Consider the following 25,956-nt stretch of genomic DNA (forward strand, 5'->3'; position numbering starts at 1 on the left):
GGGTCTCCTGCAACGGGAATCAACGACGATGACGGTGCGCGGCGGCGATCGCGCGCGGCTGGCGGTACGCGCGTACGCGCAGCCACACGGTCTGGATCACCACGATGATGATCAGCACCAAGGCCAGGGTGGCGATGTTGGCGGCGCCCGGCAGATCCCAGCCGGACTGCTTGACGTACATACCGGCCAGCGCCCAGATCACGGCCGCCGGATAGGCGAAATGCCCGCGCAGCAGCTGGTTCACGACGAGCACCAACAGCGTGGCCAGGACCAGCAGCACCAGGCTCCAGCCGAGCATGTTGTCGGTCGGCAACCAGCGGTAGGCGACGATCACCTGCGCAGTGTTGAGGTAGGCCGCCAGCGACAGCCAGCCCGCATGCAGACCGAGCGGATAGGCGGCCCAGGCGCGCTGACCGCCCGGAGCGGTGATCGGCGAGGCGCGGTAGGCGGCCACGATCAGGCAGAGCAAGGCGGCCCAGATGATCGCCAGCGCCGGCAGGAACCACTGGTTGGAGAACACCGGCATCCAGGCGGCGGTGAGCGCGAAGCCCGCCGCGGCCCACGGGCGCACCCCGGTGATGTCCGGCTTGCGGAGGCGCAGCTGCCAGAACCCGAACAGCACGTCCCACAGGAAGATCACGCCCCAGATCGCGAAGGCGTACCCGGCCGCCACCAGCAGCGTCGGATACTGGTCGGACACTGCGCCGTTGGTCGGGCCGAACATGCCGGTCTGTGAGAGCCACGCCACTACGGGCATCGCCAATGCGGCCAACAACACGATCCAACGCATGCATCCACTCCAGCTGAAAAGAGCGGTGACGATACGCGGTTCAGGGTTAAGACGTTGGGAGACAACACATCGCGGAGGCCACAGATTGCAAAGACTTACTAACATAGCCTCTGCTATATTGCGGCCGTGGACATCCAACGCCGCCCCGGGAACTCCCCTGCCTGGCCTTCCTCGGACGGGCATACGCCCAGCCTGGGTGAAATGAACGCCAGCGTGGCGGTGCCCAGCGGCGGCCACTGGTGGTTCCGGCTGCTGGCCTTCCTCGGCCCCGGCTACATGATCTCGGTCGGCTACATGGACCCGGGCAACTGGGCCACGGACATCGCCGGCGGCGCGCAGTTCGGCTATCTGCTGCTGTCGGTGATCCTGCTTTCCAATCTGATGGCGATCGTGCTGCAGGGGCTGTCCGCGCGGCTGGGCATCGCGACCGGACGCGATCTGGCGCAGGCGTGCCGCGATCACTATTCGCGGCCGGTGAACCTCGGCTTATGGCTGCTGTGCGAGATCGCGATCATCGCCTGCGATCTGGCCGAGGTGATCGGCACCGCGATCGCGCTGAAGCTGCTGTTCGGCATCCCGCTGCTGGCCGGCGCGATCATCACCGCGGTGGACGTGGTGCTGGTGCTGCTGCTGATGAACCGCGGCTTCCGCGCGCTGGAAGCCTTCGTGATCGCGCTGCTGCTGGTGATCTTCGGCTGCTTCGCGATCCAGATCTTCATCGCCGCCCCGCCGCTGCAGGCCGTGCTGACCGGCTTCATCCCGCACGCGCAGGTGGTGACCGACCCCAAGGCGCTGTACCTGGCGATCGGCATCATCGGTGCCACCGTGATGCCACACAACCTCTACCTGCACTCCTCCATCGTGCAGACCCGGGCTTACCCACGCACCGATGCCGGGCGCCGCAGTGCACTGCGCTGGGCGGTGACCGACAGCACCGTCGCCCTGATGCTGGCGCTCTTCATCAACGCCTCGATCCTGATCCTGGCGGCAGCGGTGTTCCATGCGCACGGCCGTACCGACGTGCAGGAGATCGAGCAGGCATACGAGCTGCTGGCGCCGATGCTCGGCGTAGGGCTGGCCTCCACCCTGTTCGCGGTCGCCCTGCTCGCCTCGGGGATCAACTCGACGGTGACCGCGACGCTGGCCGGGCAGATCGTGATGGAAGGTTTCCTGCGGCTGCGGATCGCGCCGTGGGCACGGCGCCTGATCACCCGTGGCATCGCGATCGTGCCGGTGGTGGTGGTCACCGCGATCTACGGCGAGCAGGGCACCGCGCGGTTGCTGGTGCTGAGCCAGGTGCTGCTGTCGATGCAGCTGCCGTTCGCGGTGGTGCCGCTGGTGCGCTTCGTGTCGGACAAGGCCAAGATGGGGGCGCTGATTGCGCCGCGCTGGCTGATCGCGCTGTCATGGCTGATCGGCGGCCTGATCATCGTCTTGAACGTAAAACTGCTGGTGGATGTGTGGCGGGGCTGAGCATCCCCCCTTGACCTCAACGATGGTTGAGGTGGCACAGTGCGAGCTCCTCATCCCACTGGCAAGCCCAGATCGAGCCACGCAATGACCGACACCTCGCAGCACGCGCTATGGAATGGCCCCGCCGGTGAGGCGTGGGTGGAGGCGCAGCGCATACTCGACCAGATGTTCGCGCCGCTTGCCACCCACCTGGTCGAGGCGATCCCGCCCGGCGACGAACTGCACGTCCTGGATGTGGGCTGCGGGACCGGCGCGGTGGCGCTGGCCATTGCCGGGCGTCTGGAGCCTGGCGGGCATGTCAGCGGGGTCGACATCTCGGCCCCGATGATCGCGCTGGCGCGTGAGCGCGCGCAGCGTGCCGGGCTGGCCGTGGAGTTCATCGTCGCCGACGCGCAGCAGCACGCGTTCCTGCCGGGAACTCTGGACCGGATCGTGTCGCGCTTCGGGGTGATGTTCTTCGATGATCCCGTGCAGGCCTTCGGACAGCTGCAGCGGGCGGCGAAACGCGGCGGCGTGCTGCATGCCCTGGCCTGGCGCGGCCCCGACGAGAATGGCTTCATGACCACGGCCGAGCGCGCGGCCGCACCGTGGTTGACCCTGCCCGCGCGCCAGCCCGGGGGACCGGGGCAGTTCGCGTTCGCCGACCGTGCGCAGGTCGAGCAGATCCTGACAGCCGCGGGCTGGGAGGATGTCGAGATCCTGCCGCTGGACGTGGTCTGCCGGATCGACCGTGCGGACCTGGCGACCTACGTGACCTTGCTGGGACCGGTCGGAAGCGCGTTACGGAATGCGCAACTCGATGCGGCGGCACGGTCGCAGGTGATGGACGCGGTACTGCAGGCCTTTGCGCCGTTCGTTGAAGGCGATGCGGTGACGTTCACCGCCGCCTGCTGGGATGTGCGCGCCCGCGCCTGGTAGATCCACGCCCCGCGTGGATGCGACCCGCCGGCGCTCTACCCCTGCGAACAGCGCCTCGCCATCAGCGTGTTGGTCAGCAGCATCGCCACCAGTGCGATCGCGGCGGCCGTCACGAAGGCATAGGCGGCCCCCTCCGCGTAGGCGTGGCGGGCCAGCCGCGTGAGGCTGTCGCTGGCCCCGCCCTGCACGGACAGCTCGCCCACCACCACGCGCTCGATCAGCGCCGGCGTCCATGCCTGCCCGGCCTCGGTCAGCGCGCCGCGGGTGGCGTCACGTACATGGCTGGACAGCACCGCACCGAGCGTGGCGAACCCGATCAGGATGCCGGTGAAGCGCGCGGTGGTACTGATGCCCGAGGCCATGCCGGCGCGGTCCGGCGGGATCACGCTCATGATCGCCTTCTGCGTTTCGCCATTGAGCAGCCCACCGCCACTGCCCAGCACGGCCATCGCCAGCAGCAGGCCCGCACTGCTGTGCTGCCACAGCGCCACGGCGATGCCGAGGTTGCCGATCACGGCCACGCCCAGGCCAAGCGCCAGGATCTGGCCGGAAGCCCATCGCGTGCCGAGGCGGCGACCGAGGAACGGCAGCAGCAGCATCGCCAGCGCAAACGGCAGCATGTGCACGCCGGCCTGCAGCACGCTGTCGCCGCGGGCGTTCTGCAGCAGCAACGGCAGCAACGAGGCCATCACCTGTACGCAGGCGGCGTAGGCGAACATCGCCAGCACTGCGCCCACCAGCGCCGGCGCGCGGAACAGGCGCAGGTCGAGCATGGGCTGGGCCCGGCGCTGTTCGACCACGATGAAGCCAGCGCCCAGCACCGTGCCGGCCAGCAGCCACGGCAGCACCGCCGCGCTGCCCCAGCCTTCCACCGGCCCGCGGATCAGCGCCCAGGTCCACGACAGCATGCTGCCCGCGAACAGCAGTACGCCCGGCACGTCGATGCGGCGGCTGACTGGATCACGCGATTCCGGCACGAAGGTCCACGCCAGGCCGGCCAGCAGCAGGCACAGGGGAAGATTGATATGGAAGGCCCAGCGCCAGCCGAACCAGGTGGCGATGGCGCCGCCGATCAACGGCGCGAGCACCATGGTCAAGCCCATGATCGCGCCCCAGATCGCCCAGGCACGCGCACGCGAGGGGGCGGTCTGGTGCGCATGCCCGATCAACGACAGTGCCGGTGCCAGCATGAACGCGGCCGCCGCGCCCTGCCCGGCCCGTGCCAGGTACAAGGCCATCGCAGTGCCGGCGATGCCGCACGCCACCGAGGTCAGCGCGAACAGGCTCAAGCCGATCAGGAACAGGCGCCGGCGACCGATGCGGTCGGCCAGGGTGCCCGCCGGCAGCAGCAACGCGGCGAAGCACAGCACGTAGGCACTGACCACCCACTCGATGTCCGCGAAGGACGCCGACAGATCGCGCGCGATGGTCGGCAGCACCACACCGACCACATTGGTGTCGAGCACGGTGAGCGCGCAGCCGGCCGAGCCGAGCAGCAGCACGGCATCGGAGCGGTTGGGCGCGGTACGGCTCATCGCAGTGCCCGCCCTCGGAACGTGGCCGTCAACGGCCTCACGTGCCGGCCGCCGCCAGCCGACCGCGCAGCTTCTCCACGATCGCCTGCTCGCTCATCGCATAGCCGTACACATCCTGCAGCTGTCCGTCGGTGCCGAGCAGGAACCACGACGCGGTGTGCTCGAAGGTCGCGGTGTCGCCCTCGCCGACCCGGCGATAGCTCACGCCCAGGCTTTCGGCGATGGCACGCGTGCCCGCCTCGTCACCGGCCAGGCCGAGGAAGCCCGGATCGAAGGCGGCCAGGTACTCGCGCAGGTGCGCCGGTGTATCGCGCTGCGGGTCGACTGTCACGAAGACGACCTGCAGCTGCTCTGCCGCCGGGCCCAGGAGGCGCTTGATCTGCACCGCCTTGACCAGGCTCAGCGGGCACACCTCGGGGCAGTGGGTGAACCCGAAGAACAGCAGGGTCGGCTTGCCCTGCAGATCCCGGATGGTCAACGTGCGGCCGTCGCTGCTCTCCAGCGTGACGGCTGCAAAGGCCGCCTGGCCCATTACCGGTGCCTGCCCGTCGACGCAGCCGGCCAACAGCATCAGTGCCAGCAGGCCCGCGGCTAGCCGACGGCTCACTTCGCCGCTCCCTGCGCGACCAGGCCGTCGCGCACGCTGAAGTCCACCGCCTGTTCTGCACCGTGGGCGAACCGGAGTCTGATCCGCACCGTCTGCCCGGCCGACAACGGCCGCGTGGGCTTCAACAGCATGAGGTGATAGCCGCCGGGCTGCAGCGCCACGGTCTGGCCCTCCGGCAAGGCCAGGCCATCGGGCAGCGCTTGCATGCGCATCACTTCGCCGTCCATGCGCATGGCATGGATCTGCACCTCGGCGAACGCCGCGGACGAGGCGGACAGCAGCCGGTCCGGCCCGCCACCGTTATGCAGCTGGACATAGCCGGCCGCCACGCTCGCCGCCGGTGGTGGCAGCCGGATCCACGGATCGCTGACCGACACCGTTGCCGCGGCGTGGGTCGGCGCGGCCGCAGCCACCACCGGCATCAGGGGGCTCGTCAACAGCAGCCCGACCAACAGGGCGCCCGTGCGGCACCTGCTCATGGCGTGCCCGACATCTGCATCGGCATCATGTTGAGGTTGGCGTTGTGCATCACCCACAGCGAGCCGGCCACCACGATGGCGATCAGGAAGGCGGTGCACAGGAAGATGCCGGTGTTCTCGCGCTGGCTGCGTCCTACCCCGATATGCAGGAACAGCACCAGCTGCGCGACCAGCTGCACCACGCACAGCACCACGATCGCCGTCAGTCGCAGCGGCTGCGGTACCAACCCGGTCATGACCACGGCGAACGAGGCGCCGGTCAGCACCAGGCACAGCAGCAGGCCGAGGATGTAGCCCTTCAGGGTGGCGTGGCCGCTCATACGAACTCCCGCAGGTAGACGAAGGTGAACACACAGATCCAGATCAGATCCAGGAAGTGCCAGAACAGGCTCAGGCAGGCCAGGCGGCGGCGCACGATCCCGTCCAGGCCGAACTTCAGCACCTGGTGGATCATGATGGCCAGCCACAGCAGGCCGAAGGTGACGTGCAGGCCGTGCGTGGCCACCAGCGTGAAGTACGCCGACAGATACGCGCTCACGTCCGGGGTGGCGCCTTCATGGATCAGCTCGGCGAACTCATACAGTTCCATGCCGATGAACACCGCACCGAGCACGCCGGTCACGGCCAGCCAGCCCACCACCTGGTTGCGCCTGCCAGCCTGCAGGCCGAGCATCGCCAGGCCGAAGGTGAAGCTGCTGAGCAGCAGCACCACCGTTTCGGAGAGCACGAAGCCCAGCTTGAACAGCTCCTTGCCGCTGGGGCCATCGGCCGTGCCGTTGAGCAGCACGCCGAACGTGGCGAACAGCACCGCGAAGATCAGGCAGTCGCCCATCAGGTACATCCAGAACCCGACGACGGTCTTGTTGCCGTCGTCGTGGTGCTCGTCGGCGTGGTCGTGATGACCGGCCGCGAGCTGCCCGTGCTGCGAAGCAGCGGTCAGGGTATCGCCGCTCATGCCTTGACTCCTTCCATCTGCGCGAAGTGCGCGTCTTCGATGCGCTTCACCTCGGCGGCGGGCACGTAATAGTCCACGTCACGGTCGTACGAACGCAGCACGAAGGTGGCGATCACACCGATCAGGCCGATGCCGGCCAGCACCCACATATGCCAGACCAGAGCGAAGCACAGGACCAGGCTGAACACCGAGATCACCACGCCCGCTGCAGTATTGCGCGGCATGTGGATGTCCTCGTAGCTGTCCTGGCGCTGCCAGGCCCGGCCATGCTGCTTGTCGTCCCAGTGCTGTTCCAGCGAGGTGATCGCGGGCAGCGTGGCGAAGTTGTAGAACGGCGGCGGCGAGGACGTGGCCCATTCCAGGCTGCGCGCATTCCACGGGTCGCCGGTGAGGTCCATGTTGGCCTTGCGGTCACGCACGCTGACGTAGAACTGGATGAACATCGCGGCGATACCCGCGGCGATCACCAGCGCACCGATCGCGGCCACGATCAGCCAGGGCTGGTAGCCCTCCACGCCGTAGTGGTTCATGCGGCGGGTCATGCCCTTGAAGCCCAGCACGTACAACGGCATGAAGGCCAGGTAGAAACCGACCAGCCAGCACCAGAACGAAATCTTGCCCCAGCGCTCGTTGAGGGTGAAACCGAACGCCTTCGGGAACCAGAAGCTGATGCCGGCCAGGCACCCGAACACCACGCCACCGATGATCACGTTATGGAAGTGCGCGATCAGGAACAGGCTGTTGTGCAGCACGAAGTCGGCACCCGGGATCGCCAGCATGACGCCGGTCATGCCGCCGAGGGCGAAGGTGACCATGAAGCCGATCGTCCACAACGTCGAGGAGTGGTAGCGGATCCGGCCGCGGTACATGGTGAACAGCCAGTTGAACAGCTTCACGCCGGTGGGGATCGAGATGATCGAGGTCATGATGCCGAAGAAGGCATTCACGTTCGCGCCCGAGCCCATGGTGAAGAAGTGGTGCAGCCACACGAAGAACGACAGGATGCCGATCGACGAGGTCGCGTAGACCATCGAGCGGTAGCCGAACAGCGGCTTGCCCGAGAAGGTGGCGATGATCTCCGAGAACGCGCCGAAGCACGGCAGGATCAGCACGTAGACTTCCGGATGGCCCCAGATCCAGATCAGGTTGACGTACATCATGGCGTTGCCGCCGGCGTCATTGGTGAAGAAGTGCATGCCGAAGTAGCGGTCCATGGTCAGCAGCGCCAGGGTCGCGGTCAGCACCGGGAAAATCGCCACGATCAGGATGTTGGTGATCAGCGCGGTCCAGGTGAACACCGGCATCTTCATCAGGTCCATGCCCGGTGCACGCATCTTGAGGATGGTGACGATGAAGTTCAGGCCGGTCAGCGTGGTGCCGATGCCGGAGACCTGCAGTGACCAGATGTAGTAATCCACGCCCACCGTGGGGCTGTACTCGATCCCGGACAGCGGCGGATAGGCGACCCAGCCGGTCGCGGCGAAATCGCCGACGAACATCGACAGCATCACCAGCGCCGCGCCCACCGCCGACAGCCAGAAGCTGAGCGAGTTGACGAACGGGAAGGCGACGTCGCGCGCGCCGATCTGCAGCGGCACCACGATGTTCATCAGGCCCACGATCAGCGGCGTGGCCACGAAGAAGATCATGATCACGCCATGCGCGGTGAAGATCTGGTCGTAGTGCTCCGGGGGCAGGTAGCCGGCACTGTCGTTGGCGGCGATGGCCTGCTGGGCACGCATCATCAGCGCGTCCGCGAAGCCGCGCACCAGCATGACCAGGGCCAGGATGATGTACATCACGCCGATCTTCTTGTGGTCCACCGAGGTGATCCACTCGGTCCAGATGTAGCCCCACTTCTTGTAATACGTGATGGCCGCGACGATCGCCACGCCCAGCAGCAGCGAGCCCACCAGCGCCGACATGATGATCGGGTCGTGGTAGGGAATCGCTTCGAGGTTCAACTTTCCAAGCACAATCAGTTCTCCGCGGTACGGCTGGCAGACGCGGCCAGGCTTACGAGTTGGGATTTCGCGCCGGGTTCTTCGCCGGGCAGGCAGATCTCGTCATCGGGCATGCCGCCGTAACGGCGCAGGATGCTGTCGAACAGTCCGGTATCCACGCTGGCGAAGCGCTGCATCGGCGCACCGTGGGTCGGCTTCTCCAGTTCGGCCAAGCGGGCCTGGTCGAGGTGCTCGGCGGTGCCACGCGACTGCGCCAGCCACTGCGCGAAGTCCGTCTCGGTCATCACCCGCGCATCGAACTTCATGTCCGAGAAGCCCGAACCGCTGTAGGCGGACGACATGCCGGCGTAGGTGCCCGGGGTATGGCCGATCAGGTGCAGGCGGGTCTGCATCGCCGGCATGGTATAGACCATGCTGCCCAGCTGCGGCACGAAGAAGGCATTCATCATCGACTCGGAGGTCAGCTTGAACGCCACCGGCGTATCGACCGGCATCACCAGCTCATTGACCGTGGCCACGTTGTGGTCCGGGTAGATGAACAGCCATTTCCAGTTGAGCGAGACCACTTCCACGCGCAGTGCGGGCTTGTCCGACGCGATCGGGCGGTAGGGATCCAGCGCGTGGGTGCTCTTCCAGATCAACACGCCGAGCACGACCACGATCAGGCACGGAATCGTCCACACCACCACTTCGATCGCGGTGGAATGCGACCAGGTCGGCGCGTAGGTGGCCTCCTTGTTGGACTCGCGGTAGTGCCACGCGAAGTACAGCGTGAGGATGATCACCGGGATCACCACCAGCAGCATCAGGCCGGTGCAGACCAGGATCAGCTGCATTTCCTGCTCGGCGATGCTGCCCATGGGGTTGAACAGCTCCAGGTTCTTGCACCCTGTGAGCAATGGCAGCAGCGCTGCCAGGCCGAACCAGCGTCCGGCGCGAGCTCGACCGGCCGGGCTGGCGCGGCGAGCGGGATGTGTAGCGGGGTTCATGCGTGACGGCCCTTCCAACGCAGTGCCGGGCCGGGCGGCCCGGATCATGAAAAGTGGCGAACACCCCCCTGCATGACCGATATGCATGGGGGGTGCCCGCCGCAGCCGCGTACGTTAGGCAACGACATGATCCATACATGATGCGACACACTGTCGCAGCCCGGCCCTGCGCCGCGCGTACCATGCGCGCATGGAATGGAGCCCCCTCATCGCCGACGGCCACGGGCCGGTCTACCTGCGCATCGTGCAGGCGCTGGAGCGTGCGGTTTGGTCCGGTGCGCTGCGCCCCGGTGAGCGCCTGCCTGCACAGCGCGCGCTCGCCGCCGAACTCGGCGTGGACCTGACCACCATCACCCGCGCCTTCACCGAGGCACGAAAACGCGGTCTGATCGATGCGCGCGGCCCACTCGGCTCGTTCGTCGCGCCTCCGCAGGTGGAGCTCACCCAGTTGGTCGACCTGAGCATGAACCTGCCGCCCAGCCCCGGCGGCGGCCAGGTTGCCGACGTGTTGCGGCGTGGCCTGTCGTCCGTGCTCACCCGCAGCGATGCGGACAACCTGATGACGTATCACGTGGGCGGTGGCAGCCGCGCCGATCACCGGGCGGCCCAGCACTGGCTCAAGCCGATCCTCGGCAAGGTCGATGCCGATACGCTGGTCGTCACCGAAGGCGCGCAGGCGGCGCTGTCGGCCCTGCTGCTGGCGTTGACCGACGCCGGCGACACGATCCTCTGCGAGCCCCTGGTCTACCCGGGCCTGCTGCATGCCGCGCGGGTGCTGGAGCGACGGCTGCACGTGGTCGAGTGCGACGCGCACGGCATGCGTCCGGACGCGCTGGCGCGCGCCGCGAAGCAGCACGGCGCACGGCTGATCTACCTCAACCCGACCGCGCAGAATCCGACCGCCCACACGATGCCGCAGGCACGCCGTGAGGCGCTGGCCCAGGTGATCCGCGCGCAGGACCTGCGACTGATCGAAGACGATCCGTACTGGCTGCTGGTCGACGACGCCCCTGCCCCGCTCGCGCTGCTGGCGCCACGGCACACCTGCTACATCTCCACCCTCTCCAAGTGCCTGAGCCCGGGATTGCACACCGGTTTCGTGCGCCTGCCCGACGGCATGGACCGGCAGCCGGTGCTCGATGCCCTGCGCGCGGTCAACCTGATGGCGCCGCCGCTGATGAATGCCCTGGTGACGCAGCTGATCCTGGATGGCTCGGCCCAGGCGATGCTGGAACTGGTGCAGGAAGAGGCAGCCGAGCGCCGCTACCTGGCGCAGTCGGCGTTGTCGCCGCGCTTCCTGCAGCACTGCGCGGGCGTGCACGCGTGGTGCCGCTTGCCCGCGCACTGGACCGATGCCAGCCTGACCCACGCCGCGCGGCTGCAGGGCCTGGGCATCGCACCGTCGTCGGCCTTCACGCCCGAAGGCGTGGCGATCAACGATGCGGTGCGGATTTCATTGGGTGCGGCCGCCCACCGGCAGGAACTGCACCGGGCACTGCGCCAGCTGGATCAGCTGATGCATGTGGCGGCAGCGGAACGCCCGGGCTGGACGGTCTGAGTCCCGCGCCCCGGCACCCTCAGCCGGACACGGCCTTGGCTTGTTTCCAGACCGCTTCAAACTGGCTGGCGGTGATGCTGTCATCCGAATCCAGGTCCAGCCAGGACAGCGGCTGATCGGACAACGGGAAGCGTTCGTCGGCCTGCCCCGACTTGTCGGCCCAGACCAGCACGCTGCGATAGCTTTCGACCTGGCGGACGATCACATCGCCCTGTGCCTCGAGGTAGATCGTGCCGTTGCCGATCTCGGATTCCGCGGGGTGTTTGTAGTATTTCCGGGGCGTGCTCATGGCGGGGTCTGGATCTGGCGATGAAATGGGGCCGGGGAATATACCGTGATCCCCCGGCCACCGGGGGCCTGCCGTGGCCGCTCACGACGGCGGAAACACCGCTTTGGCGTCGCGGACGAACAGGGACCGCAGCTTGTCCCAGAAGTCGCCGCCCAGCAGGAACAGGCTGACCACCAGCAGCAGGTCACCGCTCATGGCGACCAGGTGCGGGTGCTGCATGCGCAGCGAACCGGTCTGCGGCGCGACGTACGGCCCGATCGAGCTCAGCACGATGACCGCGATGAACAGGATCAGCCCGATCCTATACCGCACTGGGCTGACCTGGGCGGCCGGCGCGAACCGGCGCAGGTGCCCGCCGATCAGCGACTTGAGATAGGCGAACCCGGGCTTGCCCATGATCGCCACCGCAAGCACCAGGAACAGCTTGGGGAACCCAAGGAGCAGCACCCCGTTGAGTGTGGCCTTCAGCCCATCGGACAACGTGGACGCCTCCACCACGGGCATCAGGCCCAGACCGAGTATCCATCCCACGATCCAGACCGCGACACCGAGGATCAGTCGCCGCCGCTGTCGCGGGTCGGAGGGCTGCACACCGGGAACCTGGGGCGAATCAAGGGTGGTCATCGCAATGCTCCTCGCGCTCAGCGCGGATGGGGGGACGCGGAAGGGGATGGGGACGTCGCGGCCGCGCGGGGCAGCCAGCGCCAGAGCAGGTGCATCAGGGTGAGCGTGACCGCGCCGGCCAGCGCGAACTGGGTCAGGCGGGTGAGCCAGACCATGACCGAGGTCGGGCCAGTGGCCAGCGCCGTACCGAAAATGATCAGTGCCGCGTTGCACGCCACCAGCGCGACGGCGCCGACGGCCCCGCCAGCGCTGATCCAGCGTCCGAAGCCGATCATCACCAGCAGCAGCAACAGGCTCAGGAACAGCAGGTTCGGGGTGCTCAGCAGCGCCAGGTGCAGGCACCACCCCAGCAGCCCACCCGCCAGGTTGCCGAGCACCAGCGCGAGCGCATGCCGTGCACTGCGTTGCGTCTCGAAATTGATCACCAGCATCACCGTGGTGACGATCACCGGCAGCGCATCGACCAGCCCCAGCAGCAGATAGACCAGCAGGACCGGCAGCAGCACCAGGGTCGAGACGGTCGCCAGTGCGAGTGGCGAGCCCGGCAATGGGCCGGCCGGTGGAGCCGCCGATGGCGCAGGCAGCGCCGGCCACAGCGCATGGACCCCCAGCATCAGCACCACCGCCAGCGCCATGCCGCGTACCAGCGCCCAAGGCAACACCGCGGCCTGCGCCGGTGCGGTCAACACCACCACCGGGATCACCGCAAGGCAGATCAGCAGCAGCATCGCCGGCAGCCGCGCGCGGCCGAGCAGCAGGCCGAGGAAGGCGAGGAACATGCCGAGCAGGGTCAGCCCGAACAGCACGATGGGCATCCCACGCAACAGCGACGCCAACAGGTAGGGAACCCAGGCCACGACCGTCATCACCATCACCAGGCCCAGCGCCATGCGTGGCGTGGGCCGCACCGGCAGACTCGCGAGCAGCACCGCGACCAGGACCGCCGCGAGGAAGCTCGGCCACCAGTGCATCACCTCGCCGATGACGAACGAGGCGGTGACCGCGACCGCGAAGCGCAGCACGCCGTGCAGCCGGATCGTGGTCGCGCTGGAGGAGGCGTTCATTGCAGGTAGCTCAACTGCGCGGCCAGCCATATCCATGCCCGGGCCAGCGGATTGAGCAGCGAACGTTCGGCGGTCAACACCACGACGCTGGCCTGCGCACCACTCCGCCCCGGCAGTCGCGCGGTCGGTTCCGTGGGCGGGTCGAGCACGATGCGCACCGGGAATCGCTGGGGTTCGCGCAGCCACCCGGTAGGCGCGGTGACCGTCGGCAGCTCACCGGTCGGCACTTCGCCGCCGCGTGCAATGCCCTCGCCGATGCTCTCCACGCGCCCGCCGAATACCTGCCCCGGGCGATCATCGAAGGCCACATAGGCCCGGTTCCCGGGTGCGATGCGACCCAACTGGTTCTCGCGCATGGGCGCGGTGACCCAGCGCGGCCCGTCGCCGATGAACCCCAGCACGGGTTGGCCGCGGCCGACGAACTGGCCCGGCGCCAGCCGCAGATTGCTGATGGCGCCGGCCGCCGGCGCAACCACCGTGGCATGGCGCAGGTCCAGCGCGGCCTGGTCGACGACAGCCATCGCCTGGAGCACCTGTGGAGAGCCGCCCTCACCACTGCCCAGGCGGATCCGCGCACGCTCGGCCTCGGCCTCGGCGCGCTGGATCTCCGCGCGTGTGCGCGCGATGTCACTGCGGGCGCGGATCGCCGAGGTTTCGGACAAGGCGCGCTTGGCGGCGAGGTCCAGCACGATCCGGCCCAACTGCTGGCTGCTGGCCAGCTCCACCCGCTGGCGCTGCAGCTGCGCAGTGGCGACGCGCATGTCCGCGGCCGTCGCCTCCATTCCCTGCTGGACGACCGCCAGATTGGCCTGGGCCGCGCGCAGCGCGATTTCAAACGGCAGCGGATCCAGACGGAACAGCACCTGGCCGGCACGCACCGGATGGTTGTCGCGCACCTCCACAGTCACCACCGGCCCGCTCACTTCCGGCGCGATCTGGACCAGGAAGCCGTCCACGGTGGCCTGCGAGGTATAAGGGGTGAAGCGGTCGGCGACGAGGTGATAGACGAACACGAGCAACAGCAGCGCCAGTACGCCCTGCACGATCCGCCGAAGCGGCGGCCGCGCTGTCGGCGTTGCGCCGGTTCCGGCCTCCGTCGGGTCTGCTGCTGTCGTCTGGTTCTGCATCGTGCCCTCTCCTGGTGTGTCGAAGGTGTCAGCGCGGCGGGACGGAAACCGATGACCGACTGGCCATCTCCCGGTTTCCCCCCTCCCCGCCCAGGGCCTGATACAACGCGACGCTTGCCCGGTAGCGGTCACCGCGTGCGCTGCTCAGCGCCAGCTCGGCGGAGAACAGCCCGCGTTCGGTATCGAGCACCTCCAGGTAATCCGCGTAGCCGTTGTCATAGCGCTCGCCGGCCAGGGCAACCGCACGTCGCAATGCGTCCACCCGCCGTTCCAGCGACGCGACCAGGTCGGTCTTCGACTGGATGGCGGCCAGGGCGTCGTCGACGTCACGGAACGCGTTCTGGATCGTGCGCTGGTAGTCCAGCACCGCCTGCACGTTGCGGGCCTGCGCCTGTCTGTTTGCCGCATCGATGGCACCGCCAGCGAAGATCGGCCCCAGCAGCTGGCCAACGAAGGACCACGTCCGCGAGGGACCACTGAACAGATCATCCAGTGCCGCACTGGCACGACCGCCCTGCCCGGTCAGTGACAGGGACGGAAAATACAATGCCCGGGCCACCTGGATACGCGCATGCGCAGCCACCAGTTGCTGCTCGCTCTGCAGGATGTCCGGTCGCCGCGCGAGCAGATCGGAGGGCAGTCCTGCCGGTGGCACCGGCGGCTGCAGGGTCTGCAGGGTGCCGCCACGCGCGATCGGGCCCGGATTGCGTCCGACCAGGACCGACAACGCGTTCTCCTGCTCGGCCAGCGCCTGCTGCAGTTCCGGCACGGCCGCCACGGCGCTTTCGTACTCGGCGCTGACCTGCAGCATCTCGAACTCGGACAGTGCGCCGCCGTCCAGGCGCAGCTGGAAGAGCGCCACGCTCGCGCGGCGGCCGGCCACGGTGGCGTTGGCGATCTCCAGGCGTCGATCCAGATCGAGCAGGGTGATGTAGCCGGCCACCACCGAGGCGACCACGCTCAACGCCACGCCCCGGCGCGCCTGTTCGCTGGCCATCAACTCGGCACGTGCGGCGTCCTGCTCGCTGCGCAGGCGCCCCCATAGATCGAGCTCCCAACTGGCGAACAGGCCCACCGCGTGCGTGCCGGATGCGCCGATCCCCGGCGCACGCTGACGGCCCGAGCTGACGCCGTAGCCCAGCTGCGGCAACGCGGCCGACCGGGCGGCCGTGACCCGCGCGGCGAACTCGTCCACCCGCGCCACCGCGATGCCCAGATCGTGATTGGCGCGCAACGCTTCATCGACGAGCGCATCCAGCTGCGTATCGCCGAAGCCCTGCCACCAAGGGGCCAGCGCGTCGAGCGAAGGGCCGTCCGCCGATGCCGATGCGATTCCGGGCAGCCGGTAGGCGGCAGGCACCTCGACGGTGGGCCGCACGTAGGCGGGCGTGGACATGCATCCGCTCGTTGCCAGCACACTGAGCAGCGCCGCGCCGCAGACGCCGGTGGCAGACCGTGCACGCGACAGCACGCAGACCGTCCGTGCAGCCGATGCCGCGCGCGGAGAGATCACTGACTGCGGGCACGTCATGGCGGCACCCTGTGTCTGGAGGGGATGGCGGATCAAACGATCCTCAGGCGCGTGCACCTTGCATCCCCCGGGTGCCCCCGCCTTCCGCGCATCATGCGCCCGGACGGGAGGGTTGGATCTCAGTATTTCTACCGTTCCGCGCAAGACGGGCATCGCCTCACCCGACACTAGACGACCGGTCTAATCCGGCGTACAGTCCCTCCCATGACCTCCGCCTCCGCCACCTCCCCCGTCCGCGACACGATCCTGGCCACCGGCCAGCGGATCATGGGCGCCAAGGGCTTCTCCGCCGTCGGCCTCAATGAAGTGCTCGCGGCGGCGGGCGTCCCCAAGGGCTCGTTCTACCACTACTTCGCCTCCAAGGAGGCGTTCGGCGAGGCGCTGCTGGAGGACTACTTCACCGCCTATCTCGCCGACATGGACCGCATCTTCCGGCAGCCCGGGCAGACCAAGGCCGAGCAGCTGGAGGCGTATTTCGCTGCATGGCAGGACAGCCAGTCGTTCGAGGATTGCCAGGGCAAGTGCCTGGCGGTGAAGCTCGGCGCGGAAGTCGCCGACCTGTCCGAGCCCATGCGGGCCGCCCTCCAGCGCGGCACCACCGGGATCACCGATCGTCTGGCGCGGGCGCTTGAAGCGGGCGTCGCCGACGGATCGGTGACGATCCAGGACCCGCCCGATGCGATGGCGCGACGCCTGTACCAGCTGTGGCTGGGCACCAGCATCATGGTCAAGATCGCCCGCACGGCCCGCCCCTTCCAGGACGCCGTGGCGTTGACCAGCCGCCTTCTGCATACCGCCCCCTGACAAAGGGATGTCTCACGCACGCCGGCATCGGCGTGTTCTTTTCGGCCCCATCACTAGACGACCAGTCTAATCAAGCACCCACAGGAGTATCACCCATGAAAGTCCTCATCGTATTGACGTCCCACGACGAACTCGGCAATACCGGCAAGAAGACCGGCTTCTGGCTGGAAGAGCTGGCCGCGCCCTACTACACCTTCAAGGATGCCGGCGCCGAGATTGTGCTGGCGTCGCCCAAGGGCGGGCAGCCGCCGCTGGATCCCAAGAGCAACGAGCCCGACTTCAAGACCGACGCCACCCGTCGTTTCGAAGCCGATGCGGACGCCAACGCACAGCTGGCCGACACCGTGCGCCTGGACAGCGTCTCGCAGGCCGACTTCGATACCGTGTTCTATCCCGGCGGTCATGGCCCGCTGTGGGACCTGGCCGAAGACAGCCACTCGATCGCGCTGATCGAAGCCTTCATCGCCGCCGGCAAGCCGGTTGCGCTGGTCTGCCATGCCCCCGGCGTGCTGCGTCACGTCAAGAGCGCCGAGGGCGCCCCGCTGGTCCAGGGCAAGAAGGTCACCGGCTTCACCAACACCGAGGAAGCCGGCGTCGGCCTGACTGACGTGGTGCCCTTCCTGGTCGAAGACATGCTCAAGACCGCGGGTGGCGACTACTCGCAGGGCCCGGACTGGGGCTCGTACGTGGTCAGCGATGGGCTGCTGATCACTGGCCAGAATCCGGCCTCGTCGACCGAAGCCGCGGCCGTGCTGATGCAGAAGCTCGCCTCTGCCCCAAAGGCCTGATCACCGGCGTAAGTCACTCAGGCGCGTGGTTTCCGCGCCGATACCCCACGTGAGGACACGGGGGTATCGGCCCCGAACAACGGCGTCCGGCGTGCCTTCCTGGACGCCGGCGCGTCTGATGCGGCGGCAACAGGCTCGGCCAGGTCGGCGATGATCGGGCAATCCGGCCGGTCATTGCCGTGGCAGTGCTCGGCCAGATGCTCCAGGGTCTGCACCATCGCCTGCAGCTCGGCGATCTTCGCCTTCAGCCCGCCCACGTGGGACAGCGCCACCGCCTTGACGTCGGCACTGGCGCGCTCGCGATCCTGCCACAGCACCAGCAGTTCGCCGATCTGCTCGACCGAGAAACCCAGATCGCGCGCGCGCCGGATGAAGCGCAGGCTGTGCGCGTCCTGCGGGCTGTAATGGCGGTAACCCGCCTCCGAGCGTGCCGCCGGAGGGATCAACCCGATCTGCTCGTAGTAGCGGATCATCTTGGCCGACACGCCCGAGAACGTCGCTGCCTCCCCAATATTCATCGTACGGTCCTCATCGCGCCTGCCTCCACGCCGGTACCCAGCGTATCGGCCTGCATCGGTGCATGGAAGCGCTTGAGCCGCAGCGCGTTGCCGAGCACGAACACGCTGGACAGGGCCATCGCCGCCGCGGCGAAGATCGGCGAGAGCAGCGTGCCGTTGAACGGGTACAGCAGGCCCGCGGCCACCGGGATCAGTACCGCGTTGTAGGCGAAGGCCCAGAACAGGTTCTGCTTGATGTTGCGGATGGTCGCCTTGCTCAATGCGATGGCATTGGGCACGCCACGCAGGTCACCGGACATCAGCACCACGTCCGCGGCCTCGATCGCCACATCCGTGCCGGTACCGATCGCCAGGCCGACATCCGCCTCAGCCAGGGCCGGTGCGTCGTTGATGCCGTCGCCGACGAAGGCCACCTTGGCCCCGCCCGCGCGGAAACGCTTCAATGCCGCCACCTTGCCATCCGGCAGCACTTCGGCCGCTACTTCATCGATGCCGAGCTGACGGGCGATCGCCGCGGCGGTGGCGGCATTGTCGCCGGTGATCATCGCCACCTTCAGGCCGAGCGCGTGCAGCGCCTGGATCGCGGCCGGCGTGCTCTCCTTGATCGGATCGGCCACTGCGATCACGGCCGCCAGACGACCATCGATGGCGGCATACAACGGGCTCCTGCCCTGCTCGCCCAGCTGCTGGGCGGTGGCGCGGAAGGCGGCGACATCCAGGCCGAGCTGGGTCATGTAGCGGTCCGCGCCGACCGCGACGCTGCGGCCGCCGACCTGCGCCGATACGCCGAAGCCGGGCACGGCCTCGAAACTCTCGATGGGGGCCAGTGCAAGACCGCGAGCCTTGGCGGCCGCCACGATGGCCTCGGCGATCGGGTGCTCGGAACGGGTCTCCACTGCGGCGACCAGCGCCAGCACCTCATCCGAGGTGAAACCGGCGGCCGGCTCCAGGTCGGTCAGTTCAGGACGGCCCTTGGTCAGCGTGCCGGTCTTGTCCAGCGCAATCACGCTCACATCGCGCAGGGCCTGCAGGGCTTCGCCCTTGCGGAACAGCACGCCCAGTTCGGCGGCGCGACCGGTGCCGACCATGATCGAGGTCGGCGTGGCCAGCCCCATCGCACAGGGGCAGGCGATGATGAGCACCGCGACGGCATTGACCAGCGCAAAGGTCAGCGCCGGCGCGGGGCCGAACACCAGCCAGACCAGGAAGGTCAACGCGGCCGCGGCCATCACCGCCGGCACGAACCACATCGTCACCTTGTCGACCAGCGCCTGGATCGGCAGCTTGGAGCCCTGCGCCTGCTCGACCAGACGGATGATCTGCGCGAGCACGGTGTCACCGCCCACCTTGGTGACACGGAAGCTGAAGGCACCGGTCGTGTTGAGGGTGCCACCGACGACCTCGGCACCCACCGCCTTGGCGACCGGCACCGGTTCGCCGGTGATCATGCTTTCGTCCACGTACGAGGATCCCTCGACCACTGCACCGTCCACCGGCACCTTCTCGCCCGGGCGGACCAGCACGATGTCGCCGCGCGTGACCTGTTCGAGCGGTACTTCGACGGTGTCACCGTCGCGCTGCACGCGTGCGGTCCGTGCCTGCAGCCCGACCAGGCGCTTGATCGCCTGTGAGGTGCGGCCCTTGGCCCGCGCCTCCAGCGTGCGGCCGAGCAGGATCAGGGTCACGATCACCACGGCCGCCTCGAAGTAGACATTGGCGGTTCCCGGCGGGAGTGCACCCGGCGCGAAGGTGGCGACCACCGAGTAGCCATAGGCGGCCGCAGTGCCCAGCGACACCAGCGAGTTCATGTCCGGCGCGCCACGCAGCAGTGCCGGCACGCCCTTGCGGAAGAAACGCAGGCCGGGCCCGAACAGCACCAGCGTGGCCAATGCGAACTGCAGATACCAGCTGGTCTGCATTCCCAGGGTGTGCATCACCCAGTGGTGCATGGCCGGCACCAGATGCGAGCCCATTTCGAGGATGAACACCGGCAGGGTCAGCGCGGCGGCGAGCACCAGGGAGCGGCGCAGCGCGCGCGCTTCCCCTTCGCGGCGTTCCTCCTCCTGGTCGCCGGCCGCGGCGGTGCTGACGGTGACGGCGCGCGCGGTATAGCCGGCCTTTTCCACGGCGGCCTCGAGATCGGCGACGGACACGGTCCCGGCCAGATGGCGTACCTGGGCGCGCTCGGTGGCGAGGTTGACGCTGGCGGCGATCACGCCGGGCACCTGCCCGAGGCTGCGTTCGACGCGGCCGACACAGGAGGCGCAGGTCATGCCCTCGATGCTCAGTTCGGTGCTGTCTTCCCGCACGGTGTACCCCGCACTCTCGATGGCGCGTACGGCGGCCAGGGGATCGGCCGCGCCGATGAAACCGAGGTCGGCGCGCTCGGTGGCGAGGTTGACGGAGGCGCTCATCACGCCGGGCACCGCGGTGAGCGCACGCTCGACCCGGCCAACGCACGAGGCACAGGTCATGCCCTCGATGGGCAGACTCAATCGGCTGATCGGCGCGCCGGACCGGGAAGCAATGGAAGACATGAGGCAGTCCTTGGGGTGAGGTTACCTGCCACCCTAAAGATTCCCATCATGGGAAGGTCAAGCGTCATAACGGGGACGGAGGGGATTATTAATCCCCTCCGTCCCCGTTACTGGAGCGTTACGGCGCGGGCGTGCCGTCAGGGGTGACGCGCCAGATCGTGTTGGAAAGGTCGTCGGCGACGATCAGGGCGCCGCGCGGGTCGACCGAGACGCCGACCGGGCGGCCGCGGGTCTTGCCGTCTTCGCCGAAGAAGCCGCTCACGAAATCTATCGGCTCGCCGGCCGGGCGACCATTGCTGAAGGGCACGAACACCACCTTGTAGCCGACCGGTGGATTGCGGTTCCAGCTGCCGTGCTCTCCCACGAAGACGCCATCGGCGAACTGCGTGCCCATCACCGGCGACGAGAACGCCACGCCGAGTGCGGCCACATGCGAGCCCAGCGCGTAATCCGGTGCGATCGCCGAGGCGACCTTCGCCGGATTCTGCGGCATCACCCGGCGATCCACGTTCTTGCCCCAGTAACTGTAGGGCCAGCCATAGAACCCGCCCTCCTTCACCGAGGTGAGGTAATCCGGAACCAGGTTCGGGCCGATCTCATCGCGTTCGTTGACCACCGCCCACAGCGTGCCGGTGCCCGGCTGGATCGCCAGCGCGGTGGGATTGCGGATGCCGGTGGCGTAATCCTTGTGCGCGCCGGTAGCCACGTCGATCTGCCAGATCCGCGCACGGTCGATTTCCACCGCCATGCCACGCTCGGTGATGTTGCTGTTGGAGCCGATACCCACATAGAGGTAGCGGCCATCGGCACTGGCGGTCATCGCCTTGGTCCAGTGATGGTTGATCGCCGCGGGCAGGTCGGTCAGTTTGACGGGTGCCGCGGCCGCCTTGGTCTGGCCGTCCTGGTAGTCGAAGCGCACCACGGCATCCTGGTTGGCCACGTAGATCGCATTGCCGATCATCGCCAGGCCATACGGCGCGTTGAGCTTGTCGGCAAACACCGTCTTCAGTTCATAGGTGCCATCGCCATCGGCATCGCGCAGCAGGGTCAGGCGGTTGCCGCTCTTGACCGCGGTATTGCCCTTGGCCTTGATCTTGCCGGCGATGACGTCCTTCGGTTTCAGATTCGGTGCGCTGCCGCCCCGGCCTTCCGCCACCAGGATGTCGCCGTTGGGGAGGACCAGCGTCTGCCGTGGAATGCTCAGATCCGTGGCGATCGCCGAGATCCGGTAGCCCTTGGGCACCGTCGGCAGGGTGTCGCCCCACTGGGCCGGCTTGGCAATGGTCATGTCCGGCATCAGCCCGCGATGCGGCTTGGGCATCTCCGGGTTGCCGCCGTACTGCTCGAGCTGCGGGGCCTTGCCGCTGCAGGCAGCCAGCGCGACCGCAAGCGCGGACACCGAGAGGATCCGGATCATCTGGCGGATCATCTGGCGGTTCATCGGACACCTCCCACGCGCAGGCTGGACAGTCCCAAGCAGGTCGCGATCAACGCCAGCACCGTCAGGATCACCGAGAGCACCAGCCCGGCCGGCATCACCGCCCACGCATCGCGGGCGTGGTGCAGGCAGTTGATGAAGCCTACGCCCCAGGTCACGGCCAGCAGCACGACATACACCAGGTTGCGGCTGCCACGGACCAGGCCGACGATCCCGCACAGCAGCGCCAGCGTGGTCATCACCATGGCGCCGATGAGCAGCCAGGAGGCGAAGTTGGCCCATTGGATCTCATACGAGCTCCAGTAAGCGTAGTCCGCCAGCAGCGCGCCGAGGAACAGCGGCAGCACGCCACCCAGCACAGCGGCGTGGAACGGATGGATGACCCATGATCGGGTCAGGACAACGGTCGAAGCCATGGTGGTCTCCTGGTGAGGGGCGAATCTCTCCCGATCCTGCCACTGCCCGCGTGATGGGGGTGCCGATGGCCTGCGCGCATGACACACTCGCCGGCCACTGCACCTCACCGGGTCACCACGCCGATGAAACGTCTGCTTTGGAGTCTGTTGGGCCTCGCCCTCGCGGGACTGTCCGCTTCTGCGTTCGCGTCACCGCCGTCACCGCCGTCACCGAACAACCGGGCCGAAGCGGTCGCCATCGTCAAGGAACTGCGGCGCGTGGTGAGCGATAACGGGGTGGAGCGGCTGGAAACCGTCCGCATTGGCGGCATCGACCAGGCGGTCTCGATCCGCAGCAACGACCGCCGCAATCCGGTGCTGTTGATGCTGCACGGCGGACCGGGCTGGGTGGCGATGCCTACCAGCTGGTACTTCCAGCGCGGCTGGGAAGAGTATTTCACCGTCGTCCAGTGGGACCAGCGCGGTGCCGGGAAGACCTACGTCGCCAACGATCCCGCCGCCGTCGCACCGACCATGACGCGCGAACGCATGATCGCCGACGCCGAGGAGATGGTGGCGTGGCTGCGCAGGGAGTTCGGCAAGGACAGGATTTTCGTGCTGGGCCACTCGTGGGGCAGCTACCTGGGCGTGGAACTGGCGCAGCGCCGGCCGGACTGGCTGCACGCCTACATCGGCATCGGCCAGATATCGAACGCGCCCGAGAGCGAACGCCGGGGATGGCGCTGGACCCTGCAGCAGGCCGAGCGCGACGGCAATGCCGTGGCGGTCGCCGAACTCCAGGCACTGGCGCCCTACGCCGTCGGCAATGCCCCGGTGCCGCTGCAGCAGCTGTTCCAGCAGCGCAAGTGGCTCAACCACTATGGCGGCATGGTGCACAACCGTCGCGGTGGCGATGCCGAAGCGGCCGGCGTCCGCCTGTCACCCGAGTACACCGATGCCGATGTCGCCGGCATGTGGAAGGGCAACGACTTCTCGATGGAACATCTGCTGTCCGGCGCCCTGACGCTGGACCTCACCGGCCGGCGCCGTTTCCAGACGCCGATCTTCCTGTTCCTGGGCCGCCACGATCACAACGTCTCCTCCGAACTGGCGGCGGCCTGGTTCGACACGATCACCGCCCCGGACAAGCGGCTGATCTGGTTCGAGCAGTCCGCGCACGAAGTGATGATCGAAGAGCCGGGCAAGACCTTGTTGACGCTGGTGCAGCAGGTCCGCCCGATCGCAGCGCGTGCGGGAGACGTCGCGCCCTGAGTGCCGGCACCCGACACCTGACAGCGCATTCCCGCCCCGGCGCTGTCTTAACGCCCCCGCGTGTCGGCACGATCCCAGTACGGTGGCGAGCCGATCGCATCGGTGAGGAATGCCGAGACTTCGCGGACCTTGCGCGAGCGCAGCTTGTTTTCCGGCGACAGCAGTTGCAGATGGACGCGCTCGGACTGCGGCGAAAACTCCCAGTCATCGAGCAGCGTGACCATCTGTCCCCCCTGCAGCGTTTCCGGGTTGAACAGCCAGGTCGGGAACATCACCACGCCGCGCCCCGCGAGCGCGGCCGCCAGCAACGCTTCGGCGTTGTTGCTGCGCAAGGGCCCGGTCACGTTCAAGGCCTTGAACGGCACGTCGGGCGTGGCGCGGAAGTACCACTTCTGGATGCCCAGCTGGCCTTTGTAGACCAGGCACTGATGCTGCAGCAGATCCTCGGGGCGCTCCGGCGTGCCGTGCGCGGCCAGGTAGGCCGGACTGGCGGCAAGCAGGTTCCGGTGCGGCGCGATGACCTTGCCGATCAGGCCCGAGTCGACCAGCGGGCCCACCCGGATGGTGATGTCCACCCCCTCCTGCACCGGATCGATCAGCATGTCGGTGAGGGTGAGCTCCACGAGCAGCTCCGGATACCTGGCCTGCAATGTGTTGACGATCTGGGCGATATGCAGCCGCCCCAGTGATTCGGGGGCGTTGATGCGGATCAGCCCCCGCAGTCCGGCATCGCGGCCTTCCAGCTGTTCGACCGCCTCGTCCAGCAGGTCGACCGCATCGCGCACCTGCAGGTGGAAGCGCTCGCCGGCCTCGGTCAGCCGCACGGCGCGCGTGCTGCGGTAGAACAACTGCTGCCCGACATCCTGCTCGAGTGCCGCGATGAAGCGCGATACCGACGACGCCGGCACCCGGTAGTGCCGCGCCGTGGCCAGGAAGCTGCCGGTGGCGGCAACGGTGAGGAAATAGCGGAGGGCTTTGAGCTGCATGGCGGGGGCCTCGGCGTCTGAATTGCGATTCCAGCAATAGTAATTTGTCTAAATGCCGGATTGTGGCCGTTATCGCATGACCATACGATGAGGTCACGCGCATGGCGGATCGCCATGCCCTCCCCCCTTCCCCCATCTGGACTCCCCATGAGCGCCCTTTTCGACACCTTCGACCTCGCCGGCCTGCCCCTGCGCAACCGCGTGGTCATGGCCCCGCTGACCCGTGCCCGTGCACCGCACGATGCCGCCGATGAGCGCACCGCGCTCTATTACGCCCAGCGTGCCACCGCCGGCCTGATCGTCAGCGAAGGCACGCCCATTTCCCGCGAGGGCCAGGGCTACCTGTTCAACCCCGGCATCTTCACCGCCGAGCAGATCGCCGGCTGGCGCCTGACCACCGATTCGGTCCACGCACTGGGCAGCCGGATGTTCGCGCAGATCTGGCACGTCGGCCGGGTCTCGCACCCGACCATCCAGGCCGATGATGCGCTCCCGGTCAGCGCCAGTTCGCGCCTGCCAGTGGGCGCGCAGGCGTTCGGCTACGACGCGCACGGCCAGCCCGCGCTGGTGGCCTCGCCGGCCCCGCGCCAGCTGCAGACCGAGGAGATCGCGCGCATCGTCGCCGACTTCGCGCAGGCGGCCGCCAATGCCATCGAAGCCGGCTTCGATGGTGTGGAAATCCACGGGGCGAACGGCTACCTGCATGAGCAGTTCATCAATCCGCGGGTGAATGACCGCAGCGACCAGTACGGCCCGCAGACGCTGGAGAACCGGCTGCGCTTCACCCTCGAGGTGATCGATGCCGTGGTCGCGCGCATCGGTGCCTCGCGCACCGCCATCCGCCTTTCGCCGTATGGCCAGCTGTTCGACATGCCGCTGTATCCGGAGATCGACGCGACCTACACCGCGCTCATCCAGGCGATCGGCCAACGTGGCCTGTCCTATGTGCATCTGATGGACCAGTCCGGCTTCAAGGTCGGCCAGAAGTCGGTCGATGGCGCGGGCGATTCGGGTTTCGGCGGCCTGCTGCGCACGCTGAAGCCGCACCTGCCCGGCACCGCGCTGATTCTCGCCGGCGGCATGACCCGCGCACGCGCCGAGCAGTTGATCGATGCCGGCGTGATCGATCTGGCCGCGTTCGGCACCGGCTTCATCAGCAACCCGGACCTAGTGGCACGCCTGCAGAACGGCTGGCCGCTGGCGCCTGCCGATCGCGAGACGTTCTATGGCGGCGGCGCCACCGGCTATATCGACTACCCGGCCTACGTTCCTGCACGCGAGCCGGCGGCCGCCGAAGCAGCCTGATACGGCAGGC

Annotated in this window: 25 protein-coding genes; 7 read left to right on the forward strand and 18 right to left on the reverse strand. The window is 67.9% G+C overall.

Annotation, left to right across the window (positions count from 1 at the left end; all coding sequences use genetic code 11):
- Positions 1-19: 19 nt before the first annotated feature.
- Positions 20-790, reverse strand: coding sequence for a hypothetical protein (locus tag AB9O74_RS03460; RefSeq protein WP_346480909.1), 771 nt, complete (start codon positions 788-790; stop codon positions 20-22).
- 192 nt (positions 791-982) lie between these two features.
- Here AB9O74_RS03460 and AB9O74_RS03465 point away from each other — a divergent pair, with 192 nt between their 5' ends.
- Both AB9O74_RS03465 and AB9O74_RS03470 read left to right on the forward strand, forming a co-directional pair.
- On the forward strand, positions 983-2,263 hold the full coding sequence (locus AB9O74_RS03465) for an Nramp family divalent metal transporter (protein WP_369348556.1): 1,281 nt from the start codon (positions 983-985) through the stop codon (positions 2,261-2,263).
- A gap of 84 nt (positions 2,264-2,347) precedes the next feature.
- The gene (locus AB9O74_RS03470) at positions 2,348-3,181 is read left to right on the forward strand and encodes a class I SAM-dependent methyltransferase (protein WP_369348437.1); all 834 of its coding nucleotides are present in this window, start codon (positions 2,348-2,350) and stop codon (positions 3,179-3,181) included.
- Positions 3,182-3,216: 35 nt separating this feature from the next.
- Here AB9O74_RS03470 and AB9O74_RS03475 read toward each other — a convergent pair whose 3' ends face one another.
- From AB9O74_RS03475 to cyoA, 7 genes are read right to left on the reverse strand one after another with little or no spacing between them, the layout of a single operon-like run.
- A complete protein-coding gene (locus tag AB9O74_RS03475) occupies positions 3,217-4,716 on the reverse strand; it encodes an MFS transporter (RefSeq protein ID WP_369348438.1) in 1,500 nt (499 codons plus the stop codon).
- Between the two features lie 37 nt (positions 4,717-4,753).
- Positions 4,754-5,323: an SCO family protein gene (locus tag AB9O74_RS03480; RefSeq protein WP_369348439.1), complete on the reverse strand. Its 570-nt coding sequence runs from the start codon at positions 5,321-5,323 to the stop codon at positions 4,754-4,756.
- On the reverse strand, positions 5,320-5,760 hold the full coding sequence (locus AB9O74_RS03485) for a copper chaperone PCu(A)C (protein ID WP_369348440.1): 441 nt from the start codon (positions 5,758-5,760) through the stop codon (positions 5,320-5,322). The genes AB9O74_RS03480 and AB9O74_RS03485 overlap by 4 nt, the downstream gene beginning before the upstream one ends.
- A 38-nt stretch (positions 5,761-5,798) precedes the next feature.
- Positions 5,799-6,122: a cytochrome o ubiquinol oxidase subunit IV gene (cyoD, locus tag AB9O74_RS03490; RefSeq protein ID WP_369348441.1), complete on the reverse strand. Its 324-nt coding sequence runs from the start codon at positions 6,120-6,122 to the stop codon at positions 5,799-5,801.
- Positions 6,119-6,757, reverse strand: coding sequence for a cytochrome o ubiquinol oxidase subunit III (gene cyoC, locus AB9O74_RS03495; protein WP_179458797.1), 639 nt, complete (start codon positions 6,755-6,757; stop codon positions 6,119-6,121). Before cyoC ends, cyoD begins: the two co-directional genes overlap by 4 nt.
- Positions 6,754-8,733 carry a cytochrome o ubiquinol oxidase subunit I gene (gene cyoB, locus AB9O74_RS03500; RefSeq protein WP_369348442.1) on the reverse strand — a complete coding sequence of 660 codons (1,980 nt, stop codon included), beginning with the start codon at positions 8,731-8,733 and terminating at the stop codon, positions 6,754-6,756. The genes cyoC and cyoB overlap by 4 nt, the downstream gene beginning before the upstream one ends.
- 2 nt (positions 8,734-8,735) lie before the next feature.
- Positions 8,736-9,710 carry a ubiquinol oxidase subunit II gene (gene cyoA / locus AB9O74_RS03505; RefSeq protein ID WP_369348443.1) on the reverse strand — a complete coding sequence of 325 codons (975 nt, stop codon included), beginning with the start codon at positions 9,708-9,710 and terminating at the stop codon, positions 8,736-8,738.
- 190 nt (positions 9,711-9,900) lie between these two features.
- Between cyoA and AB9O74_RS03510 the strand changes: the two genes are divergently transcribed.
- Positions 9,901-11,268 carry a PLP-dependent aminotransferase family protein gene (locus tag AB9O74_RS03510; protein ID WP_369348444.1) on the forward strand — a complete coding sequence of 456 codons (1,368 nt, stop codon included), beginning with the start codon at positions 9,901-9,903 and terminating at the stop codon, positions 11,266-11,268.
- A gap of 19 nt (positions 11,269-11,287) precedes the next feature.
- Here AB9O74_RS03510 and AB9O74_RS03515 read toward each other — a convergent pair whose 3' ends face one another.
- The 5 genes from AB9O74_RS03515 to AB9O74_RS03535 all read right to left on the reverse strand — a co-directional run bounded on the left by AB9O74_RS03515 (position 11,288) and on the right by AB9O74_RS03535 (position 16,056).
- Positions 11,288-11,557, reverse strand: a complete 270-nt coding sequence (locus AB9O74_RS03515) for a hypothetical protein (RefSeq protein ID WP_313212984.1) — start codon at positions 11,555-11,557, stop codon at positions 11,288-11,290.
- A gap of 81 nt (positions 11,558-11,638) precedes the next feature.
- Positions 11,639-12,181, reverse strand: a complete 543-nt coding sequence (locus AB9O74_RS03520) for a hypothetical protein (protein ID WP_369348445.1) — start codon at positions 12,179-12,181, stop codon at positions 11,639-11,641.
- Positions 12,182-12,198: 17 nt separating this feature from the next.
- Positions 12,199-13,245 (reverse strand): DUF2955 domain-containing protein, encoded by a 1,047-nt coding sequence (locus tag AB9O74_RS03525; RefSeq protein ID WP_369348446.1) that lies wholly within the window; start codon positions 13,243-13,245, stop codon positions 12,199-12,201.
- A complete protein-coding gene (locus AB9O74_RS03530) occupies positions 13,242-14,372 on the reverse strand; it encodes an HlyD family secretion protein (protein ID WP_346477398.1) in 1,131 nt (376 codons plus the stop codon). Before AB9O74_RS03530 ends, AB9O74_RS03525 begins: the two co-directional genes overlap by 4 nt.
- A 28-nt stretch (positions 14,373-14,400) precedes the next feature.
- Positions 14,401-16,056 carry an efflux transporter outer membrane subunit gene (locus AB9O74_RS03535; RefSeq protein ID WP_369348447.1) on the reverse strand — a complete coding sequence of 552 codons (1,656 nt, stop codon included), beginning with the start codon at positions 16,054-16,056 and terminating at the stop codon, positions 14,401-14,403.
- Positions 16,057-16,107: 51 nt separating this feature from the next.
- Between AB9O74_RS03535 and AB9O74_RS03540 the strand changes: the two genes are divergently transcribed.
- The gene (locus AB9O74_RS03540) at positions 16,108-16,707 is read left to right on the forward strand and encodes a TetR/AcrR family transcriptional regulator (RefSeq protein WP_369348448.1); all 600 of its coding nucleotides are present in this window, start codon (positions 16,108-16,110) and stop codon (positions 16,705-16,707) included.
- A gap of 95 nt (positions 16,708-16,802) precedes the next feature.
- Positions 16,803-17,495: a type 1 glutamine amidotransferase domain-containing protein gene (locus tag AB9O74_RS03545; protein WP_369348449.1), complete on the forward strand. Its 693-nt coding sequence runs from the start codon at positions 16,803-16,805 to the stop codon at positions 17,493-17,495.
- Between the two features lie 17 nt (positions 17,496-17,512).
- Here the strand turns inward: AB9O74_RS03545 and cueR are convergent, their stop codons facing one another.
- The 4 genes from cueR to AB9O74_RS03565 form a co-directional block, all read right to left on the reverse strand.
- The gene (gene cueR, locus AB9O74_RS03550) at positions 17,513-18,013 is read right to left on the reverse strand and encodes a Cu(I)-responsive transcriptional regulator (RefSeq protein ID WP_346491098.1); all 501 of its coding nucleotides are present in this window, start codon (positions 18,011-18,013) and stop codon (positions 17,513-17,515) included.
- A complete protein-coding gene (locus AB9O74_RS03555; protein ID WP_369348450.1) occupies positions 18,010-20,550 on the reverse strand; it encodes a copper-translocating P-type ATPase in 2,541 nt (846 codons plus the stop codon). The genes cueR and AB9O74_RS03555 overlap by 4 nt, the downstream gene beginning before the upstream one ends.
- Positions 20,551-20,668: 118 nt before the next feature.
- Complete coding sequence (locus AB9O74_RS03560; RefSeq protein WP_369348557.1) at positions 20,669-21,979, reverse strand: sorbosone dehydrogenase family protein; 1,311 nt, start codon at positions 21,977-21,979, stop codon at positions 20,669-20,671.
- Between the two features lie 8 nt (positions 21,980-21,987).
- Complete coding sequence (locus AB9O74_RS03565) at positions 21,988-22,404, reverse strand: DUF2231 domain-containing protein (RefSeq protein ID WP_369348451.1); 417 nt, start codon at positions 22,402-22,404, stop codon at positions 21,988-21,990.
- 123 nt (positions 22,405-22,527) lie between these two features.
- On the opposite strand from AB9O74_RS03565, the gene AB9O74_RS03570 reads away from it, so the two are divergent.
- Positions 22,528-23,655, forward strand: coding sequence for an alpha/beta fold hydrolase (locus AB9O74_RS03570; protein ID WP_369348452.1), 1,128 nt, complete (start codon positions 22,528-22,530; stop codon positions 23,653-23,655).
- 47 nt (positions 23,656-23,702) lie between these two features.
- On the opposite strand, the gene AB9O74_RS03575 is transcribed toward AB9O74_RS03570, so the two are convergent.
- Positions 23,703-24,641: a LysR family transcriptional regulator gene (locus AB9O74_RS03575; protein ID WP_369348453.1), complete on the reverse strand. Its 939-nt coding sequence runs from the start codon at positions 24,639-24,641 to the stop codon at positions 23,703-23,705.
- Between the two features lie 147 nt (positions 24,642-24,788).
- Between AB9O74_RS03575 and AB9O74_RS03580 the strand changes: the two genes are divergently transcribed.
- Positions 24,789-25,946 (forward strand): alkene reductase, encoded by a 1,158-nt coding sequence (locus AB9O74_RS03580; protein WP_369348454.1) that lies wholly within the window; start codon positions 24,789-24,791, stop codon positions 25,944-25,946.
- The last annotated feature ends 10 nt before the right edge of the window (positions 25,947-25,956 follow it).

The organism is Stenotrophomonas sp. JAG2 (assembly GCF_041080745.1).
Taxonomy (GTDB): domain Bacteria; phylum Pseudomonadota; class Gammaproteobacteria; order Xanthomonadales; family Xanthomonadaceae; genus Stenotrophomonas; species Stenotrophomonas maltophilia_AA.

Coding starts and splice junctions, on each gene's coding strand:
- AB9O74_RS03515 (WP_313212984.1), bottom strand. CDS start 11,557: ATGAGCACGCCCCGGAAATACTACAAACACCCCGCGGAATCCGAGATC.
- cyoC (WP_179458797.1), bottom strand. CDS start 6,757: ATGAGCGGCGATACCCTGACCGCTGCTTCGCAGCACGGGCAGCTCGCG.
- AB9O74_RS03560 (WP_369348557.1), bottom strand. CDS start 21,979: ATGATCCGCCAGATGATCCGGATCCTCTCGGTGTCCGCGCTTGCGGTC.
- AB9O74_RS03525 (WP_369348446.1), bottom strand. CDS start 13,245: ATGAACGCCTCCTCCAGCGCGACCACGATCCGGCTGCACGGCGTGCTG.
- AB9O74_RS03510 (WP_369348444.1), top strand. CDS start 9,901: ATGGAATGGAGCCCCCTCATCGCCGACGGCCACGGGCCGGTCTACCTG.
- AB9O74_RS03540 (WP_369348448.1), top strand. CDS start 16,108: ATGACCTCCGCCTCCGCCACCTCCCCCGTCCGCGACACGATCCTGGCC.
- cueR (WP_346491098.1), bottom strand. CDS start 18,013: ATGAATATTGGGGAGGCAGCGACGTTCTCGGGCGTGTCGGCCAAGATG.
- cyoD (WP_369348441.1), bottom strand. CDS start 6,122: ATGAGCGGCCACGCCACCCTGAAGGGCTACATCCTCGGCCTGCTGCTG.
- AB9O74_RS03520 (WP_369348445.1), bottom strand. CDS start 12,181: ATGACCACCCTTGATTCGCCCCAGGTTCCCGGTGTGCAGCCCTCCGAC.
- AB9O74_RS03570 (WP_369348452.1), top strand. CDS start 22,528: ATGAAACGTCTGCTTTGGAGTCTGTTGGGCCTCGCCCTCGCGGGACTG.
- AB9O74_RS03545 (WP_369348449.1), top strand. CDS start 16,803: ATGAAAGTCCTCATCGTATTGACGTCCCACGACGAACTCGGCAATACC.
- AB9O74_RS03470 (WP_369348437.1), top strand. CDS start 2,348: ATGACCGACACCTCGCAGCACGCGCTATGGAATGGCCCCGCCGGTGAG.
- AB9O74_RS03460 (WP_346480909.1), bottom strand. CDS start 790: ATGCGTTGGATCGTGTTGTTGGCCGCATTGGCGATGCCCGTAGTGGCG.
- AB9O74_RS03530 (WP_346477398.1), bottom strand. CDS start 14,372: ATGCAGAACCAGACGACAGCAGCAGACCCGACGGAGGCCGGAACCGGC.
- AB9O74_RS03475 (WP_369348438.1), bottom strand. CDS start 4,716: ATGAGCCGTACCGCGCCCAACCGCTCCGATGCCGTGCTGCTGCTCGGC.
- AB9O74_RS03580 (WP_369348454.1), top strand. CDS start 24,789: ATGAGCGCCCTTTTCGACACCTTCGACCTCGCCGGCCTGCCCCTGCGC.
- AB9O74_RS03575 (WP_369348453.1), bottom strand. CDS start 24,641: ATGCAGCTCAAAGCCCTCCGCTATTTCCTCACCGTTGCCGCCACCGGC.
- AB9O74_RS03535 (WP_369348447.1), bottom strand. CDS start 16,056: ATGCCCGTCTTGCGCGGAACGGTAGAAATACTGAGATCCAACCCTCCC.
- AB9O74_RS03565 (WP_369348451.1), bottom strand. CDS start 22,404: ATGGCTTCGACCGTTGTCCTGACCCGATCATGGGTCATCCATCCGTTC.
- cyoA (WP_369348443.1), bottom strand. CDS start 9,710: ATGAACCCCGCTACACATCCCGCTCGCCGCGCCAGCCCGGCCGGTCGA.
- AB9O74_RS03555 (WP_369348450.1), bottom strand. CDS start 20,550: ATGTCTTCCATTGCTTCCCGGTCCGGCGCGCCGATCAGCCGATTGAGT.